The sequence below is a fragment of the Blastococcus sp. URHD0036 genome, from assembly GCF_000701365.1.
GTDB lineage: Bacteria > Actinomycetota > Actinomycetes > Mycobacteriales > Geodermatophilaceae > Trujillonella.
This window is the reverse complement of sequence record NZ_JNIK01000018.1, coordinates 1-17,985: the sequence shown is the minus strand read 5'-3', so window position 1 is coordinate 17,985 and position 17,985 is coordinate 1. Positions and strand designations below refer to the sequence as shown.

The following is a 17,985-nucleotide window of genomic DNA, read 5'->3' as shown; positions in this document are numbered from 1 at the left end:
CCGCGATGCTGCTCAGACGGGGACGAGGAGGTCGTCCCGGTCGAGGAGGTCCGGTCGGTAGGGGAGGATCTCGGTGCCGTCGGGGCGGTAGGTGTGCCATCGGCCGTCGGGTCCGCGTTCGACCCGGAAGCCGGCGTGGAGCTTGCCGTGGTGGCGTTCGCAGAACAGGCCGGTGTTCTCCAGGGTGGTCTCGCCGCCGAAGGCCCAGTGCAGGAAGTGGTGGGCCTCGCACCATTCCGGTGGGGCGTCGCAGCCGGCGAACAGGCAGCCGCCGTCGCGCAGGTCCAGCAGGTGCCGCAGCGGGGCGGGCACGATGCGGACCTCGCGGCCGCGGTCGATCGGGACACCGTCGGGTCCCATCACGATCCGGGCGACGGTGGAGTCGCACGCCAGCCAGCGGGCGCGGGCGGCGGAGATGGTGGCGCCGAATCCCATCCGGGCGGCGGTCTGGCCGGTGGCCGGGTCGACCAGGGCGTCGACGTCGATCACGGCGGCGATACCGGGCTTGCGGGTGCGCTGGATGGGCACGTTGCCGGCGGCGAGGGTGTTGTCGGCCCACTGCACGAACGCGTCGCCGCGGACCTGGCCGGGGGTGCGCTCGTCTCCGGCCGTGCGGGAGGTGGCGGCCATCGGCTCGATCACCGCCTTGACCTTCTCCCCGGCGACGGCGTCCAGTTCCACGTGGATGGTGACGGTGCCGTCGGGATGGGTGGTGATGGTCAGCGACCGTTCGTGCGTGGGGTCGGGTTCGGGCCCGTCGGGGTCCAGCTGGGCCAGGTAGTGGTGCACCGCCTCGGTCAGCTTCCGGAAGGTCTGCCCGGCCGCGACCGTGGCCAGGGCGGCGTCGACCTCGCTCAGGTCCACGCCCTGCTCGGCGGCGGCGGCCAGCTCCCGCCGGCCGGTGATCGTGGCGATCTCGGTGACGTGCTCGACGCCGATCGCACCCGCCGCGAACGCCGCGCCCGTCGCCGGCAGCAGGTCCAGGACCCGCCCGCGCTGCACCAGCGCCGCCGCGGCCGAGTTCTTCATCCCGGTGTGGGTGCGCAGCCACGACTGCATCGTCTTCAGCCCGTCGTGCTCGCAGGCCAACCGCGCATCGGCGACCCGCACAGCGCGGGTCAGCCGGGCCTCCACCCGGTTCCGCTCCGCCACCAGCCCACCGACCTCGGCCAGCAGGTCGGCGTCCGACATCGCGTGCAGATCGCCGCCTGGATCACTCGAACACATGTACGGATCCTATCGGCTGAGCAGCGGCTCGACGCCATGAATTCCCAGCTCAGGGCGTTGTCCACAGATTCCACCGGGCCATTGACCCGGTGGGCGACAGAGCTCCTGGTCCCCGCCCACCGGGGGCCGACCCTGCGTGCCGCGAACCGCGGACCGAGCGCGGTTCTCCTGACCGGGAGAACCGTGCGGGGTCGCGATGCACAACCCATCGGGGGAACGCGCCCCGCTCAGCCGGTGGAACAGCGTGATCGTCCATAGGATCTGCGGGTGCAGATCCCCTTCAACTCCTCCGAGCGCGCCAGTCTCGGCGTCGAGTGGGAGCTGCAGCTGGTCGACCGCGAGACCCGCGAGCTGACCGCCGGCGCCGTCGAGATCCTCCAGGAGCTGACCCCCGAGGGAGCCGAGGAGCCGGAGAAGGCCAAGCACGAGCTCCTCCAGTCGACGATCGAGGTCATCACCGGCGTCTGCACGACCGTGGCCGAGGCGCAGGCCGACCTGGCCGGCACCGTCGCGCAGGTCGTGGCGGCCGCCGACCGGCGCGGGCTGGACCTCATGTGCGCCGGCACCCACCCGTTCACCGACTGGCAGACGCAGCTGATCTCGCCGAAGGAGCGCTACGCGCTGCTGGTCGAGAAGATGCAGTGGCTGGCCCGCCGGCTGCAGATCTTCGGCGTCCACGTGCACGTCGGGGTGCGGGCGCCGGAGAAGGCCGTGCCGATCGTCAACGCGCTCACCCAGTACGTGCCGCACTTCCTCGCGCTGTCGGCGTCCTCGCCGTACTGGGTCGGCGCCGACACCGGGCTGGCGTCGGCGCGCAGCAAGGTGTTCGAGGCGATGCCCACCGCCGGGCTGCCCTACCAGCTCTCCGGCTGGGACGAGTTCGAGACCTACATGGAGACGCTCATCTCCACCAACGCCATCGAGAGCGTCCGCGAGGTGTGGTGGGACATCCGCCCGCACCCGGACTTCGGCACCGTGGAGCTGCGGATCTGCGACGGACTGCCCACGCTCGACGAGATCGGCGTCGTGGCTGCGTTCTCCCAGTGCCTGGTCGAGCAGTTCGACACCCAGCTCGACCGCGGCTACACCCTCCCCACCCCGCCCAGCTGGGTGCTGCGGGAGAACAAGTGGCGGGCCGCCCGCTACGGCCTGGACGCCGACATCGTGACCGACGAGAAGGGCACCGTCCGGCCGGTCCGCCAGGCGCTGCTCGACCTCGCCGAGGAGCTCGAGCCCACCGCCCGCCGCCTCGACTGCGCGGAGCAGCTCGCCGACGTCGAGCGGGTCCTGGCCGCCGGTGCCTCCTACCAGCGTCAGCGCGCGGTCGCGGCGGCGCACGGGGGAGACCTGCGGGCCGTCGTCGACGCGCTCGTCGTCGAGTTCCGCGACGGGCTCGGCTCGTGACGTCGGTCGTCGAGGAGGCCGGTGCCGCGGTCGACCGGTGGACGACGGCGCACGCGCAGCACCTCGTCTCCGTGCGCCGGCACCTGCACGCCCATCCCGAGCTGGCCTACGCCGAGTTCGAGACGACCTCGTTCATCGAGCACAAGCTGCGCGGGGCGGGCCTCTCGCCCAAGCGGCTGCCGACCGGCACCGGCCTGGTGGTCGAGGTCGGCGGCGGGGACGGGCCGACGGTGGTGCTCCGCGGGGACATCGACGCGCTGCCGCTGGCCGACCTCAAGGACGTGCCCTACGCCTCGACCCGCGAGGGCATGTGCCACGCGTGCGGACACGACGTGCACACGACCGTCGTCCTCGGCGCGGCCCTGGCGCTGGCCGAGCTCGACGACCTCCCCGGGACCGTCCGCCTGGTCTTCCAGCCGGCCGAGGAGACGGTTCCCGGCGGTGCCACCGAGGTGGTGGCGGCGGGGGTCCTCGACGGCGCGTCCCGGGCGTTCGCCCTGCACTGCGACCCGTCGATCCCGGCGGGCACCGTCGGGCTGCGCACCGGCGCGATCACCGCGGCCTGCGACCGCATGGACGTCGTCCTCACCGGGCCGGGCGGGCACACGGCGCGGCCGCAGCTGACCGTCGACCTCGTCGACGCGCTCGGCCGGCTCATCACCGACCTCCCGGGGCTGCTCTCGCGCCAGGTCGACCCGCGCGCCGGGATGTCCGTGGTGTGGGGCGCGGTCAACGCCGGCGTCGCGGCCAACGCGATCCCGCAGCGCGGCCAGCTGCGCGGCACCGTCCGGGTGCTGGACCGCGACGCCTGGCAGTCGGCCGAGGACCTGCTGCACGCGCTGGTGGAGAAGGTGGTCGCGCCGACCGGGGCCGGCGTCGAGGTCGACTACGTGCGGGGGGTCCCGCCCGTCGTCAACGACCCCCGTGCCGTCTCGCTGCTGCGCGCGGCGGCGATGGAGACCGTCGGCGCCGACGGCGTCCGGCTCTCGCCGCAGAGCATGGGTGGGGAGGACTTCGGCTGGTTCGCCGACGTCCTGCCGATCGCCCTGGCCCGGCTGGGCACCCACGGCGGCGGACCGCCCCTGGACCTGCACCGCGGCACCTTCGACGTGGACGAGCGCGCGATCGGGGTGGGTGTCCGGCTGCTCGCCCGGACGGCGCTGCACGCGCTGGTCGCCGATGTCGGGACCTCCTCGGAAGGGCGGTCCCCGGCCCCCGGGCGACCGGCGCCGCGCGAACGCCGGTAGAAAACTCCCCAGCGCACCGCCTCTCCGCCACCCCTGTTGCACCGGAGCCCGACTGATGGATGCCCCCGCTCAGCCCGCCCCGGCGGACGCCGACGTCCCGGCCGAGCACGAGGTCCCCGAGGACCTCGTGCTGGCGGGCGAGTTCCCCGCGGCCACCCGCGAGCAGTGGCGCGGACTCCTCGCCGGCGTGCTGCGCAAGGCCGGCCGCGAGGACCTGCCGGAGCACCCCGAGGACGCCCTCCGTCGCACCGTGGCCACCGGCGTCTCCGTCGCCCCGCTGTACACCGCCGAGGACGCCGGCGACCTGCCGTCGGCGGCGGGCGTGCCCGGGCTCCCGCCCTTCGTGCGCGGTGCCCGCGCCGGCGCCGCGGGCGAGACCGCGGCCGGGGGAGCGGACACTGACGTGCCGGCCGGCTGGGACGTCCGCCAGCGGCACGCCGACCCCGACGTCGCCGCCACCCGCGAGGCGATCGCGGCCGACCTGGAGAACGGCGTCTCCTCCCTCTGGCTGGTGCTCGGCGAGGGCGCGGTGCCGGTGCAGTCGCTCGGCGACGTGCTGGCCGACGTCTACCTCGACCTCGCCCCGGTGACGGTGCAGGGCGGCCTGCTGGCGGCGGAAGCCTTCCTCTCCCTGATCGAGGGCCGCGACGACGTCGCCCCCGGCGGCTCGCTGGGCCTCGACCCGATCGGCGTGCAGGCGGCGACGGGGGAGGAGCAGGACCTCTCCGGCCTCGCCGACGTCGCCCGGCGCGCGTCGGCGCACACCGGCCTGCGCACCGTCGTCGTCGACGGGACCGTGTTCGCCGACGCGGGCGGCGGTGCCGTCGAGGAGCTGGGCTGCTCGCTGGCCGCCGGTGCGGCCTACCTGCGCGCGCTGACGGACGCCGGGCTGACCGTCGACGAGGCGTTCGGCCAGCTGGAGTTCCGCTACTCGGCCACCGCCGACCAGTTCACGACGATCGCGGCGCTGCGGGCCGCCCGCCGGCTGTGGGACCGGGTGGGCGAGCTCTCCGGTGCCTCCGCCGACGTCCGCGGCCAGCGTCAGCACGCCGTCACCTCGTCGGTGATGACGACCCGCCGCGACCCCTGGGTCAACATGCTGCGGACCACGGTCGCCTGCTTCGCCGCGGGCGTGGGCGGCGCCGACGTCGTCACCGTCCAGCCGTTCGACGCCGCGCTCGGCCTGCCCGACGCCTTCTCCCGGCGGATCGCCCGCAACACCCAGAGCCTGCTGGTCGAGGAGGGGTCCCTGGCCCGCGTGCTCGACCCGGCCGGCGGCTCCTGGTACGTCGAGTCGCTCACCGAGGAGCTGGCCCAGGCCGCCTGGGCCTGGTTCACCGAGATCGAGCGGGCCGGCGGCATCGTCCGGGCGCTGGCCGACGGGCTGGTCCGCGACCGCCTGGCCGCGGCGTGGGAGGAGCGGCGGAAGCGTCTGGCCAAGCGCTCCGATGCGATCACCGGCGTCAGCGAGTTCCCGAACCTCACCGAGAAGCTTCCGCAGCGGAAGCCGGCGGCGGAGGTGCTCCCGACCGGCCCGGGTGGGCTGCCCCGCGTGCGTGCGGCGCAGGACTTCGAGGAGCTGCGCGACGCCGCGGACTCCGCCGCGTCGCGCCCGAGGGTGTACCTCGCCACCATCGGCCCGGAGGCCCGGCACACCGCCCGCGCCTCGTTCGCCGCGAACCTCTTCCAGGCCGGCGGCCTGGAGACCCCCGCCGCCGACGGCGCCGCCGGGCTCGCGGACGCGGGGACGACGGTCGCCTGCATCTGCGGCACCGACAAGGACTACGCCGCGTCGGCCGCCGCCCTCGCCGCCGAGCTGCGGGCCGCCGGGGCCACCTCCGTGTGGCTCGCCGGGAAGCCGTCGCTGGACGTGGACGGCGTCGACGGGTACGTGTACGCCGGATGCGACGCGCTGCAGGTCCTGCGCGCCGCCCACGAGCAGCTCGGAGTGACGGCATGAGCACCATCCCCGACTTCGGCTCCGCGGAGCTGGGCCGCCCGGCCGCGCACGGCTCGGCCGACGACTGGGCCAAGCGGTACGAGGAGGCCACCGGGCGCAGCGTCGCCGAGGCCACCTGGCACACGCCCGAGGGCATCGACGTCCCGCCGCTGTTCACCCCCGCGGACCTCGCCGGGGTGGACTTCCTGGAGACCTACCCGGGCGTCCCGCCGTTCCTGCGCGGGCCCTACCCGTCGATGTACACGACCCAGCCGTGGACGATCCGCCAGTACGCGGGCTTCTCCACCGCCCAGGCGTCGAACGCCTTCTACCGGCGCAACCTCGCCGCGGGGCAGAAGGGCCTGTCGGTCGCCTTCGACCTCGCCACCCACCGCGGCTACGACTCCGACCACCCGCGGGTGAGGGGCGACGTCGGCATGGCCGGCGTCGCGATCGACTCGATCCTGGACATGCGGCAGCTGTTCGACGGCATCCCGCTGGACCAGATGAGCGTCTCGATGACCATGAACGGCGCGGTGCTGCCGGTGCTGGCGCTCTACGTCGTCGCCGCCGAGGAGCAGGGGGTGTCGCCCGCGCAGCTCGCCGGGACCATCCAGAACGACATCCTCAAGGAGTTCATGGTCCGCAACACCTACATCTACCCGCCGACGCCGTCGCTGCAGATCATCAGCGACATCTTCGCGTTCACCGCGCAGGAGATGCCGCGGTTCAACTCGATCTCGATCTCCGGGTACCACATCCAGGAGGCCGGGGCGACGGCCGATCTCGAGCTGGCGTACACGCTGGCCGACGGCGTGGAGTACCTGAAGGCCGGCCAGGACGCCGGGATGGACGTCGACACGTTCGCCCCGCGGCTGAGCTTCTTCTGGGCCATCGGCATGAACTTCTTCATGGAGGTCGCCAAGATGCGGGCCGGGCGCCTGCTGTGGGCGAAGCTCGTGAAGCAGGCCGGCGGGACCAACCCCAAGTCGCTGTCGCTGCGCACCCACTCGCAGACCTCGGGCTGGTCGCTGACCGCGCAGGACGTCTACAACAACGTCGTCCGCACCTGCCTGGAGGCCATGGCCGCCACCCAGGGGCACACCCAGTCGCTGCACACCAACGCCCTGGACGAGGCGCTGGCGCTGCCCACCGACTTCTCCGCCCGCATCGCCCGCAACACCCAGCTGCTGCTGCAGCAGGAGTCGGGCACCACCCGGGTCGCCGACCCGTGGGGCGGCTCGGCCTACGTCGAGAAGCTGACCTACGACCTGGCCCGCCGGGCGTGGGCGCACATCGAGGAGGTGCGCGAGCACGGCGGCATGACCCGGGCCATCGACGACGGCATCCCGAAGATGCGCATCGAGGAGGCCGCCGCCCGCACCCAGGCCCGCATCGACTCCGGCCGCCAGCCGGTGATCGGCGTGAACAAGTACCGGGTGGACGCCGACGAGGCGATCGAGGTCCTCCGCGTCGACAACGCCCAGGTGCTGGCCGAGCAGACCGCCAAGCTGGAGCAGCTGCGCGCCGAGCGTGACGAGCCGGCCACCCGCGAGGCGCTGTCCCGGCTGACCGATGCCGCCCGTGCCGCCGCCGAGGGCCGCCGCGGCAACGAGCTGGACACCAACCTGCTCAAGCTGTCGATCGACGCCGCCCGTGCGAAGGCGACGGTGGGCGAGATCTCCGACGCGCTGGAGGCCGTCTACGGGCGGCACCAGGCGCAGATCCGCACCATCTCCGGTGTGTACCGCGACGAAGCAGGAGCATCAGGCCCCGTGGAGGAGACCCGCCGCATGGCGGAGGCGTTCGAGGAGGCCGAGGGCCGCCGCCCCCGGATCCTGGTCGCCAAGATGGGCCAGGACGGCCACGACCGCGGTCAGAAGGTCATCGCGACCGCGTTCGCCGACCTCGGCTTCGACGTCGACGTGGGCCCGCTGTTCCAGACGCCGGAGGAGGTCGCCCGGCAGGCGGTCGAGGCCGACGTGCACGTCGTCGGCGTCTCGTCGCTGGCCGCCGGCCACCTGACGCTGGTGCCCGCGCTCAAGGAGGCGCTGGCCGAGCTCGGTGCCGACGACGTCGTCATCGTGGTCGGCGGCGTGATCCCGCCCGACGACGTCCCGACGCTGAAGGAGATGGGCGCGGCCGCGGTGTTCCTGCCGGGCACGGTCATCGCCGAGGCGGCCCAGGGTCTGCTGCGGACACTGTCGGAGCGGCTCGGCCACTGATGGCACAGATCGACGTCCCGGCGCTGGTCGAGGGGGTCCTCGCCGGGAACCGGCGGGCGATGGCGCGCGCCATCACGCTCGTCGAGTCCCGGCGGGCCGACCACCGGGACCGCGCGCAGGAGCTGCTGGTCGAGCTGCTGCCACACGCCGGGAACGCGCGCCGCGTCGGCATCAGCGGCGTGCCCGGCGTGGGCAAGTCCACCTTCATCGACCAGCTCGGGGTGACGCTCACCGGCGGGGGCGCGAAGGTCGCCGTCCTCGCCGTCGACCCGTCGTCGGCGCGCTCGGGCGGGTCGATCCTCGGGGACAAGACGCGGATGCAGCGTCTGTCGGTCGACCCGCGCGCCTTCGTGCGGCCCTCGCCCACGGCGGGCACCCTCGGCGGTGTGGCCCAGGCGACCCGCGAGTCGATGGTCGTCGTCGAGGCCGCCGGCTACGACGTCGTCCTCGTCGAGACCGTCGGGGTCGGCCAGTCCGAGGTGACCGTCGCGGAGATGGTCGACTCCTTCCTCTTCCTCACCCTCGCGCGCACCGGCGACCAGCTGCAGGGGATCAAGCGCGGGATCCTCGAGATCGCCGACGTGATCGCGGTCAACAAGGCCGACGGGCCCGGTGCCGCCGACGCCCGCAAGGCCGCCCGCGAACTGGCCGGCGCCATCCGCATGCTCCGGGGCCACGGCGAGGACTGGGACGTCCCGGTGATGACCTGCGCCGGGCTGACCGGCGAGGGCCTCGACGAGGTCTGGGCCAAGCTGGTAGAGCACCAGGACCGCGCCCGGGTCTCCGGCGCCTTCGACGAGCGCCGCCGCACCCAGCAGGTCCGCTGGACCTGGCAGCTGGTGCGCGGCGGACTCGAGCACCGGCTGCGGGCCCACCCCGGCGTGCGCGGCCGGGCGCCCGACCTGGAACGGGCGGTGCTGGCCGGGGAGGCCACGCCGGCGCTCGCGGCGCAGGAGCTCCTCGAGCTGTTCCTGGCCAGCCCCGACGGGGCGCCGTGACGGGCAGCACGGCGGCCACGCGCAGCGCCGTCGGCACGGGCGCGCCCGACCGCCGCCGGCAGTGGACCCTCGTCGCCGCCGCGGTCACCGGGACGCTGGCCACCACCTACCTGGCGCTGGCCGGGACCGGAGTCGGCCGACACGTCGCCGCCCGCGACCTGTGGTTCTTCCAGGTCGAGGCCGTCACCCGCAGCGAGCTCGGCCCCCGGCCGGCCCTGGTCCTCTGCGGCCTCGCGCTCGCCCTGCTGGCCGGCGCGTGGCTGCTGCTCGGGCGGGCCCTGCAGCTCGGGGCGGGCAGCCGCGCGGTCGCCTGGCTGGCGGTGCTGTGGTCCGTGCCGCTGGCCGTCGGCATCCCGCTGTTCAGCCCGGACGTCTACCACTACGCGGCGGTCGGGGCGAGCACCCAGCACGGCGTCGACCCCTACGTCGACGGCCCCGGCGCGGCGGGGGACATCCCCGGCATCCGCGGCGGGGAGGAGATCTGGCTCGACAACCCCTCGCCGTACAGCCCGCCGTTCGTCCGGCTCCTCGACGGGCTCGCCGGGCTGTTCGGCGAGGAGCCGCGCGCGATGGTGCTCGCGCTCCGGGTCCTGACAGTCCTCGCGCTGGTGGGCATCGCCCTGGTGGTGGTCCGGATCGCCCGGCTGCAGGGCCTGGACCCGACGCGGTCGCTGTGGCTGACCGTCGCCAACCCGCTGGTGCTGCTGCACGCCGTCTCCGGCAGCCACAACGACGCGCTGATGCTCGTCTTCGTGCTCGCCGGGGTGTGGGCGGCGCTGCTGCGGCGGCCCTACCTCGCCGCGACGCTGTGCGCCCTCGGCGCGGGGGTGAAGGTCATGGCCCTCGCCGTCGTCGTCATCGTCGCGATCGACGCGGCCTGGCGGCACACGGAACTGCGCGACCGGCTCCGCACGCTGGTGCAGGTCGGCGCGACCGGACTGGCCGTCTTCGTCGCGGCGGTGACGGTGTCCGGCTACGGCTGGGGGTGGACCGGGGCGCTGTCGGTGCCCGGGCTCGCCGTCGAGCCGCTGTCCCCGCCGAGCGCGCTGGCGGTCCTGATCAGCCGGGACGACCCGCCGCTGGACGCCGTCCGCGCCGCGGCACTGGCCGTCGGCGCGCTGGTCTCCCTGTGGCTGTTCACCCGGGTGCCTCAGTGGGGCGTCATCCGGGTCACCGCGTGGGTCTTCGTGGTCGTCCTGCTCACCGGCAGCGTCGTCTGGCCCTGGTACTTCCTGTGGCCGCTGCTGTTCCTGGCGCTCACCGGCATCCGGACCGACCGCGTGCTCGTCGTCGTCAGCTCGGTGGCCGGCACGTTCCTCCTCCTACCGGGAGGGGACGCCACGCTGCGGCGGTTCGGCCGTCCGCTGGCCGACGCGATCGTCCTCGGCGTCCTGCTCGCCGTCGCCGCCTGGGCGCTGTGGACGCGGAGCCGGCGCAGCCGCGAGCCGGTGACGGCCGGACCGTGAGCACCCCGGCGGTGGTCGAGTCCGGCGCGGTCCCCGGCCACGAGCCGGCCCGCCCGCTGCCGCTCCTGGCCGTCGCCGGGCTGCTGGGGGTGGCCGCCACCGCCTTCCTGGCGCTCGCCGGCCTCGGCCTCGGCCGCAACGGGCGGATCGTCGACCTGTGGTTCTTCACCGTCTCCGGCCTGTCCGAGCGGGCGCTGGGCGAGGCCACCGCCGTCACGCTGACGATGGTCGCGCTCGCCGTCCTGGCCGCTGCCTGGTTCGTGCTGTCCGCGGCACTGCACCGGGGCGCCGGTGTCGGGGCCGTCCTGCTGGTCGGCGGGCTGTGGGCGCTCCCGCTGCTGGCCGGACCGCCGCTGTTCAGCCCGGACGCCTACGCCTACGCCGCGATCGGCTCCGCGATCCAGCACGGCGTCGACCCGTTCGTGCAAGGTCCGGCCGCGGCGGGCGACATCCCGGGCACGCGTGGCGCGGAGGACTTCTGGGCGGAGTCGCCCACGCCCTACAGCCCGCCGTTCGTCGTCCTGCTGAACCTGTTCTCGAAGGTCTTCTCCGAGGACCTGCTGCACTTCCTGGTCGGAATGCGGGTGCTGGTGGTGGTCGTCTGGGCCCTGCTCGCCTACCTGGTCGTGCGGCTGGCCCGGCACCGTGGGCTGGACCCCGCACGGACCGTCTGGCTCACCGTCGCCAACCCGCTCCTGCTGCTGCACTCCGTCTCCGGGCTGCACAACGACGCGCTGATGACCCTCCTGGTCATGGCCGGGATGGCGGCCGCGCTGGGCGACCGGCCGTACCTCGCCGTGACGCTCGTCGCCGCCGGCGCGAGTGTGAAGGTCACCGCCCTGGCGCTGGTCCCGGTGATCGCCGTGTACGCCGCGTGGCAGCTGCCGGAGTGGTCGCGCCGGCTCCGGGTCCTGGTCGGCACCGGTGCCCTCGGGCTCGCCGTGTTCGCCCTCGGGGTGCAGGTGTCGGGCTACGGCTGGCGGTGGACGGAGAACCTCGACGTCCCGGGCAAGGCGGTGGAGCCGCTGTCGCCGCCCACCGCGCTGGCGGTCCTCATCGACTACGACGACCCGCCCCTGGACCTCGTGCGGGGGATCGGCCTCGGCATCGGCGTGCTCGTGTGCCTCTGGCTGCTCACCCGGGTGCCCCGGTGGGGGCTGCTGACGACGGCCGGCTGGGTGTCCCTCACCGTCGTCCTCTCCGGCGCCGCGATGTGGCCGTGGTACCTGACGCTGCCCACCGTCCTGTTCGCCCTGACCGGTCGCCGTGGGCACGCCTGGATGGTGACCGGCTGGTCGGTGGCCGGGTTGTTCCTCGCGCTCCCCGGCGGGCAGGCGACCCTGTCGCTGCTGAGCCGGCCGTTCACCGACGGCGCCGTGCTGGTGGTGCTGCTCGCCCTCGGCGCCGCCGCGGTGTGGGTGCGGCGGCGCGGCCGGAACGACCGGGCGCCGGAGGATCAGACCCCGGTGGAGCGGCACTCCCGGGCCCGCAGCTCGGCCACGTAGTCGTCGGGGGCGCCGGCCTCCTGCGCCGCGTCGGACAGGGCCCCGAGGTACCGGGCCGACGGCAGTCCGCCCTCGAAGGCGTCCAGGGCGTGGACGTAGGCGACGACGTCACCGGCCAGCGTGTGCACCCGCAGGTTGAGCTTGCGGTAGAGCCCCAGGTCGGCGCCCTCCCAGGCGTCGAGGGCCCGCTCGTCGGCGTCGGTGAGGTCGTAGAGGGCCACGAAGACGCCGGTGGGGTCGAGGCCGTCGGCGGGCACCAGCGTCGCCAGCGCCCCCTCCCAGCCGAACTCCTCGGCCCCGAAGGTCAGCCGCCACCCGCGGATCCAGCCTGTGCCGGTGTGCGGGGAGGAGGGGCAGCGGCGGAGCATCTGCGCCGGGTCCATGTTGGAGCCGTACGCCGCGTAGAGGCCCATCGCGTCGAGCCTACGGCGGCTGTGGCGGGCCTGACCCGTGAGGATGCCGACACCCGTGGGCGGCACCTGGGACGATGAGGCCGGCACGTCCACGAGCAACGCACAGGAGCACCCATGACCCGGATCGTCATCATCGGCGGTGGCCCGGCCGGCTACGAGGCCGCCCTGGTCGGCGCCTCCCTGGGTGCGGAGGTCACCGTCATCGAGCGCGACGGCGTCGGCGGGGCCAGCGTGCTCACCGACTGCGTCCCCTCCAAGGCGCTGATCGCGTCCGCCGGGGCGATGACGAGCGTCCGTGACTCCGCGGCGCTGGGCGTGCTGGGCAGCGACCTGCGCACCGCCGGCATGGACCTCGCCGCGGTCAACCACCGGGTCAAGGGCCTGGCGGTCGCCCAGTCCGCCGACATCCACGCCCGGCTGACCGCCGAGGGGGTGCGGATCATCGCGGGGCAGGGCCGCCTGGCCGACGACGTGCGCGGCCTGGTGGAGCACCGGGTGGAGGTGCTCGACCGGGAGGGCGCGGTCGCCGAGGTGCTCGAGTGCGACGTCGTCCTCATCGCCACCGGCGCGGACCCGCGGGTGATCGCCGGCGCCGAGCCCGACCACGAGCGGATCCTCGACTGGCGCGACGTGTACGAGCTCGAGGAGATGCCCGAGCACCTCGTCGTCGTCGGCTCCGGCGTCACCGGTGCCGAGTTCGCCTCCGGCTACCTGGAGGCCGGTGTGCCGGTCACCCTCGTCTCCTCCCGCGACCGCGTCCTGCCGGGCGAGGACGCCGACGCCGCCGAGGTCCTGGAACAGGTCTTCCAGTCCCGGGGTGGCCGGATCACCTCGAAGGGCCGCGCCGCGACCGTGCAGCGCACCGAGAAGGGCGTGCTGGTCACGCTCACCGACGGGCGCACCGTGGAGGGCTCGCACGCCCTGATGACGGTCGGCACCGTGCCGAACACCGCGGGGCTGAACCTCGAGCAGTGCGGCGTGCGGCTCGCCGAGAGCGGGCACGTCGAGGTGGACCGGGTGTCGCGGACCTCGGTGCCCGGCATCTACGCCGCGGGCGACGTCACCGGCGTCTTCCAGCTGGCCAGTGTCGCCGCCATGCAGGGCCGCATCGCGATGTGGCACGCGCTCGGCGAGGCCGTGCAGCCGATCCGCCTCAAGACGGTGGCGGCCAACGTCTTCACCCACCCCGAGATCGCCACGGTCGGCGTCCAGGAGGGGTCGCTGCCGGAGGGCGCGCCCATCGACGTCGTCCGCCTCCCGCTGGCCACCAACGCCCGCGCGAAGATGGCCGACATGCAGGACGGCTTCGTGAAGCTGTTCGCGCGGCAGTCGACCGGTGTCGTGGTCGGCGGCGTCGTCGTGGCGCCCGGGGCCTCCGAGCTGGTGCTGCCGATCGCGCTGGCGGTCACCAAGGGGCTGACCGTCTCCGACCTCGCGCAGACCTTCGCGATCTACCCGTCGCTGTCGGGCTCGATCACCGAGGCCGGCCGCCGGCTGATGGGCGCCGACGCACTGGCGTGATGCCGGACCACTCCTGATGCGGATGTGACGGGAGTTCGGCTCAACTCCGCCGATCCGGTGCCGACGCGCGCGACGGCCGCCGATGGAGCAGGGGATGCCTCCCGTCCCCGCTGCCGGCCCCCGCCCGCGTCGCCTGCGCCTGCTGATCGCCGCCGCGGTCGCCGTCCTGGCGCCCGTCGCCCTGGCGGCGCCCGCCTCCGCGGAGGAGGCCCAGGCCCCCGCCCAGACCGTCGTCGGCCAGCTGGTCCAGGCGTGGCCCGAGGACGGGCTCGCCGGCGAGCACGACCCCGGGACCGGCGACCAGCCGCTCACCTGGGTGGAGACCGCCCGGGGCGAGACCGTGCCGGTGTCGACCGGCGACGTCGCCGGGCTGCCGGTCGGCGCCACGGTCGAGCTGACCCTCGGCGCCCCGGACGACACGGCCGGCGGGCCCGACGACACCCGGTCGGTCGTGGACGGCGAGGTGCGCGTCGCCGCCCCCGTCGCGGCGGCCACCCCGAGCAACGGCGTGACCGTCGTCCGGGTCGTGCCCGCCGGCGGCGTGGAGGACACCACGACCGTGGCCGCGCTGACCGCCGCCGTCGACGGCCCGGTGGCGCGCTTCTGGGCCGATCAGACCGGTGGCGCGGTGCGCTTCGGCGTCACCTCCGCCGTGCCCGGCTGGGTGCACACCGCAGCCGGCTGCGACGCCCCCGCCGCGCTGTGGGACGAGGCCGCCGCCGCGGCCGGGTTCCAGGCCGGGCCCGGCCGCCACCTGCTCGTCTACGTCAGCAGCCTCCCCGCCGAGCTCCCCGGCTGTGCCGTCGCGCTCGGCGAGGTGGGCACCGGACCCGGCGCCGGCGGACGGGTCTACGTCCGTTCCGCGATGCCGGCCCTCGTCGCCCACGAGCTGGGACACAACCTCGGCCTCGGTCACTCCTCCGGCCGCCAGTGCGACGGTGCCGTCGAGACCGGCAGCTGCCGGACCGCCGGCTACCGCGACTACTACGACGTCATGGGTGCCTCCTGGGAGCAGCTGGGGTCGCTCAACGCGGCCCAGGCGGCCCGGCTCGGCGTGCTGCCGGCCGGCGCGCAGGCCGACGTCGCGGCCGGCGCCGCCCCGGCCACCGTCACGCTGGCACCGCTCGGCGGCAGCACCGGCACCCGCGCGCTGCGGCTGACCGGCACCGACGGCGCCGTCTACTGGCTGGAGTACCGCGGAGCCGACGGGCAGGACGGCTGGCTGGCCGGCGTCGCCAACCGGTTCCGCCTCGACTCCGGTGTCCTGCTGCACCGCGCGGGCGACTCCGCCGACACCTCGCTGCTGCTCGACGGCACGCCCAGCTCCGCCGCCGCCTGGGACGCCGACCTGCAGGCCGCGCTCCCGGTAGCCGCGCCTGTGCCGGTGGCGGGCGCCTTCACCGTCACCGTCCAGGCTGTCACCGGCGCGGGCGCGACCGTGCTGGTCCAGCCGGCCGCCGTCCCCGCCCCGGCCCCTCCGGCCGGGACCGGCACCGGCCCGGCCCCGCGGGTGCAGCGCGCCGCGGCGGGAGCCCCGCCGGCGGCCGACGCCGGCTCCGCGGCCGACAGCGGCTCCGCGCCGGTCGCCGCCCCCGCACCCGCCTTCCCGCCGCCCTCCGTCATCGCGGTCCCGGCCGCCGACGCCCCTGCCCTCCAGCCGCAGGCCCGGACCACCTCGACGCTGTGGCTGCTGCCGCTGCTCACCGGCCTCGTCGTCACCGGGACGGCCCTCGTCGCCGGCCGGGCCCTGCAGCGGCGACGGGCCGCCCGCAGCTGACCCTGCCGTCTGCTCAACTCCGGCCCCCTGGGAGCCGAAGGAGAGGACGGTCCCTTCTCTCTGGAGTTCCCGTGCGCCCCGTGCTCCGGTCCCGGCCCCTGCGGTCGCCCGTCCTCGCCATCGCCGTCCTGGCGCTGGCCGTCCTCGTCGCCCCCCCGGCGGGCGCGGAGGAGGAGGCGGGGCCCGCGGCGGGGGACACCGTCGTCGGCGAGCTGGTGCAGGCCTACGCGGACCCGCAGCCGGCCGGCACCGACGACCCGCACGACGGGCTGCTCAGCTGGATCGAGACCGCAGCGGGGGAGACCACCCGGGTCCCCACCGAGGACCTGGGCGACGTCGAGGCCGGGGCCACGCTCGCGGTGACTCTCGGCGCGGACGTGGCGGACGACGCCGCGGACCAGGGCCTGGAGCCGGCGCAGGAGGTGCTCGCCACGGAGGTGGTGGCACCGCCCGAGGAGCCGCCGACGGCGCCGGCCGCCGGGCCGGTCAACCACCCCGTCACCGTCGTCATGCTCCAGCCCGCCGGGGTGAACCGGGACGCGACGACGCTCGCCTCGGTCGAGGACCTGGTCAACGGGCCCGTGGCCGACTTCTGGGAGCAGCAGACGCGCGGCGCGGTCACCTTCGGCGTCGCGGGGTCCGTCGACTGGGGCGCTCCCGCCACGGTCGGCTGCGACAAGCCCTTCCAGCTGTGGCAGCAGGCCGCCGCGCGCGCCAACTGGACGCCCACCAGCAACAGCCACCTGCTCGTGTACCTGCCGGCCGGCGCGCCGGGGTGCTCGGACGGCCTGGGCACCGTCGGCACCGCCTCGGACGGGAGCGCCCGCGCCTACGTCGCGCTGCCGAACGCGTCGGTGATCACCCACGAGTTCGGCCACAACCTCGGGCTGGGGCACTCCTCGGCCCTGCAGTGCGACGCCGCCGTCGACTCGGGCAGCTGCCAGGTGGTCGGCTACAGCGACTACTACGACGTCATGGGCTACTCCTGGCAGCAGCTGGGCACCCTGAACGTCGTCCAGGCCGAGCGACTGGGCCTCGTGCGGCCCCAGGACTCCGTGGTCTTCACGCCGTGGACGGCCGGCGCCGACGTCGTCCTGGCACCGGTCTCGACGGCGACGCCGGCGACCGGCCTGTACCGGGCCGTGGAGCTCGTCGACGCCGACGGCACCCAGCTGTGGCTGGAGTACCGCCAGGCCAGCGGGCAGGACGCCTGGCTGGCCGACCCCGCCCGCAACCGCGGTCTGCAGCAGGGCGTCACGTTGCGTCGCGCGGCCGCGTCGGGGGACACCTCCCTGCTGCTGGACGGCACGCCGTCGGCGCGGGCCGGCTGGGCGGGCGACCGGGCGGTCGTGCTGACCACTGGTTCGCCCGTCACCGTCGCCGGGACCCGCTTCACCGTCCGGGTGGTCGCGACGTCGGCGTCCGGCGCCACGGTGCGGATCACCACGCTCCGGCCCACGGCGGCTGTGCACTCCCTCGCCGGCGGCGACGCCGGCCCGCAGGGGACGCTGACCGAGGCCGAGGCGTGCGACGCCGACAACCGCTGCCTCGCCCGCTACCAGGGCGCCCGGGTCTTCTGGTCGCCGACGACCGGGGGCCACTCCGTCGCGGCGCCGGAGCTGGCCCGCTGGGAGGACCCCGCGACGGACCTCGGCTTCCCGGTGGGTGACCGCCGGTGCGGGCTGCGCGACTCCGGGTGCTTCCAGGGCTTCGAGCACGGCGGCGTCTACACCTCGCCGGCGACCGGGACGCACGCGGTGTCGTGGGAGTTCTACGACCGGTGGGCCGCGACCGGCTGGGAGTTCGGCTCGCTCGGCTACCCCGTCGGCGACGAGAGCTGCACGATGGTGGACGGCGGCTGCTACCAGCACTTCCAGCGCGGCACGGTGGTGGCCGGTCCCGGGGGTACGTGGGCGATCAGCGGGGGGCTGCGGGACGGCTGGTTCTCCTCCGGCTCGGAGCTCGGCTACCTCGGCTACCCGACCGGGGCGGCGGTCTGCGGCCTGCGCGCCGGTGGCTGCTTCCAACCCTTCGAGGGCGGCCCGCTCTACTGGTCGCCCACCACCGGCGGCCACGGCGTCGCGGAGCCCGTGTACGGCCGCTGGGCGGCGACCGGCTGGGAGTTCGGCTCGCTCGGCTATCCGGTCTCCGACACGGTGTGTGGGCTGCGGGACGGCGGTTGTTTCCAGCACTTCCAGGGTGGGTCGGTGTACTGGTCGTCGGCCTCTGGTGCGCGCGTGGTTTCCGGCGCTGTCCGAGGCCG

11 protein-coding genes and 1 pseudogene are annotated in these 17,985 nt (G+C 75.0%); 10 read left to right on the top strand and 2 right to left on the bottom strand.

The window, feature by feature from the left end; all coding sequences use genetic code 11:
- Positions 1-12: 12 nt before the first annotated feature.
- Complete coding sequence (locus N555_RS0120350) at positions 13-1,191, bottom strand: HNH endonuclease signature motif containing protein (protein WP_197029106.1); 1,179 nt, start codon at positions 1,189-1,191, stop codon at positions 13-15.
- A 303-nt stretch (positions 1,192-1,494) separates the two neighbouring features.
- Here N555_RS0120350 and N555_RS0120345 point away from each other — a divergent pair, with 303 nt between their 5' ends.
- The 7 genes from N555_RS0120345 to mptB (N555_RS27075) are packed head-to-tail and all read left to right on the top strand — an operon-like array spanning position 1,495 to position 12,011.
- Positions 1,495-2,631, top strand: a complete 1,137-nt coding sequence (locus N555_RS0120345; RefSeq protein WP_029433336.1) for a glutamate--cysteine ligase — start codon at positions 1,495-1,497, stop codon at positions 2,629-2,631.
- Positions 2,628-3,878 carry an amidohydrolase gene (locus tag N555_RS0120340; protein ID WP_051684302.1) on the top strand — a complete coding sequence of 417 codons (1,251 nt, stop codon included), beginning with the start codon at positions 2,628-2,630 and terminating at the stop codon, positions 3,876-3,878. Before N555_RS0120345 ends, N555_RS0120340 begins: the two co-directional genes overlap by 4 nt.
- 55 nt (positions 3,879-3,933) lie before the next feature.
- Positions 3,934-5,838, top strand: a complete 1,905-nt coding sequence (locus tag N555_RS0120335) for a methylmalonyl-CoA mutase subunit beta (protein ID WP_029433334.1) — start codon at positions 3,934-3,936, stop codon at positions 5,836-5,838.
- Positions 5,835-8,042, top strand: a complete 2,208-nt coding sequence (gene scpA, locus N555_RS0120330; protein WP_029433333.1) for a methylmalonyl-CoA mutase — start codon at positions 5,835-5,837, stop codon at positions 8,040-8,042. Before N555_RS0120335 ends, scpA begins: the two co-directional genes overlap by 4 nt.
- Positions 8,042-9,040: a methylmalonyl Co-A mutase-associated GTPase MeaB gene (gene meaB / locus N555_RS0120325; protein WP_029433332.1), complete on the top strand. Its 999-nt coding sequence runs from the start codon at positions 8,042-8,044 to the stop codon at positions 9,038-9,040. The genes scpA and meaB overlap by 1 nt, the downstream gene beginning before the upstream one ends.
- Positions 9,037-10,506, top strand: coding sequence for a polyprenol phosphomannose-dependent alpha 1,6 mannosyltransferase MptB (gene mptB / locus N555_RS0120320; protein ID WP_029433331.1), 1,470 nt, complete (start codon positions 9,037-9,039; stop codon positions 10,504-10,506). Before meaB ends, mptB (N555_RS0120320) begins: the two co-directional genes overlap by 4 nt.
- Positions 10,503-12,011, top strand: a complete 1,509-nt coding sequence (gene mptB, locus N555_RS27075; RefSeq protein WP_156036475.1) for a polyprenol phosphomannose-dependent alpha 1,6 mannosyltransferase MptB — start codon at positions 10,503-10,505, stop codon at positions 12,009-12,011. The genes mptB (N555_RS0120320) and mptB (N555_RS27075) overlap by 4 nt, the downstream gene beginning before the upstream one ends.
- On the opposite strand, the gene N555_RS0120310 is transcribed toward mptB (N555_RS27075), so the two are convergent.
- On the bottom strand, positions 11,963-12,424 hold the full coding sequence (locus N555_RS0120310; RefSeq protein WP_029433329.1) for a gamma-glutamylcyclotransferase: 462 nt from the start codon (positions 12,422-12,424) through the stop codon (positions 11,963-11,965). The genes mptB (N555_RS27075) and N555_RS0120310 overlap by 49 nt on opposite strands.
- Before the next feature lie 114 nt (positions 12,425-12,538).
- Between N555_RS0120310 and N555_RS0120305 the strand changes: the two genes are divergently transcribed.
- The 3 genes and pseudogenes from N555_RS0120305 to N555_RS27070 form a co-directional block, all read left to right on the top strand.
- Complete coding sequence (locus N555_RS0120305; protein WP_029433328.1) at positions 12,539-13,945, top strand: NAD(P)H-quinone dehydrogenase; 1,407 nt, start codon at positions 12,539-12,541, stop codon at positions 13,943-13,945.
- A gap of 94 nt (positions 13,946-14,039) precedes the next feature.
- Positions 14,040-15,722: a zinc metalloprotease gene (locus N555_RS0120300; protein WP_156036474.1), complete on the top strand. Its 1,683-nt coding sequence runs from the start codon at positions 14,040-14,042 to the stop codon at positions 15,720-15,722.
- A gap of 71 nt (positions 15,723-15,793) precedes the next feature.
- Positions 15,794-17,985: pseudogene (locus N555_RS27070) on the top strand (hypothetical protein); the annotation flags it as partial.

Bases quoted from the DNA above. Each gene is read 5' to 3' on its own strand.
- N555_RS0120310 (WP_029433329.1), bottom strand. From the start codon at position 12,424: ATGGGCCTCTACGCGGCGTACGGCTCCAACATGGACCCGGCGCAGATG.
- N555_RS0120300 (WP_156036474.1), top strand. From the start codon at position 14,040: ATGCCTCCCGTCCCCGCTGCCGGCCCCCGCCCGCGTCGCCTGCGCCTG.
- N555_RS0120350 (WP_197029106.1), bottom strand. From the start codon at position 1,191: ATGTCGGACGCCGACCTGCTGGCCGAGGTCGGTGGGCTGGTGGCGGAG.
- N555_RS0120305 (WP_029433328.1), top strand. From the start codon at position 12,539: ATGACCCGGATCGTCATCATCGGCGGTGGCCCGGCCGGCTACGAGGCC.
- N555_RS0120335 (WP_029433334.1), top strand. From the start codon at position 3,934: ATGGATGCCCCCGCTCAGCCCGCCCCGGCGGACGCCGACGTCCCGGCC.
- scpA (WP_029433333.1), top strand. From the start codon at position 5,835: ATGAGCACCATCCCCGACTTCGGCTCCGCGGAGCTGGGCCGCCCGGCC.
- meaB (WP_029433332.1), top strand. From the start codon at position 8,042: ATGGCACAGATCGACGTCCCGGCGCTGGTCGAGGGGGTCCTCGCCGGG.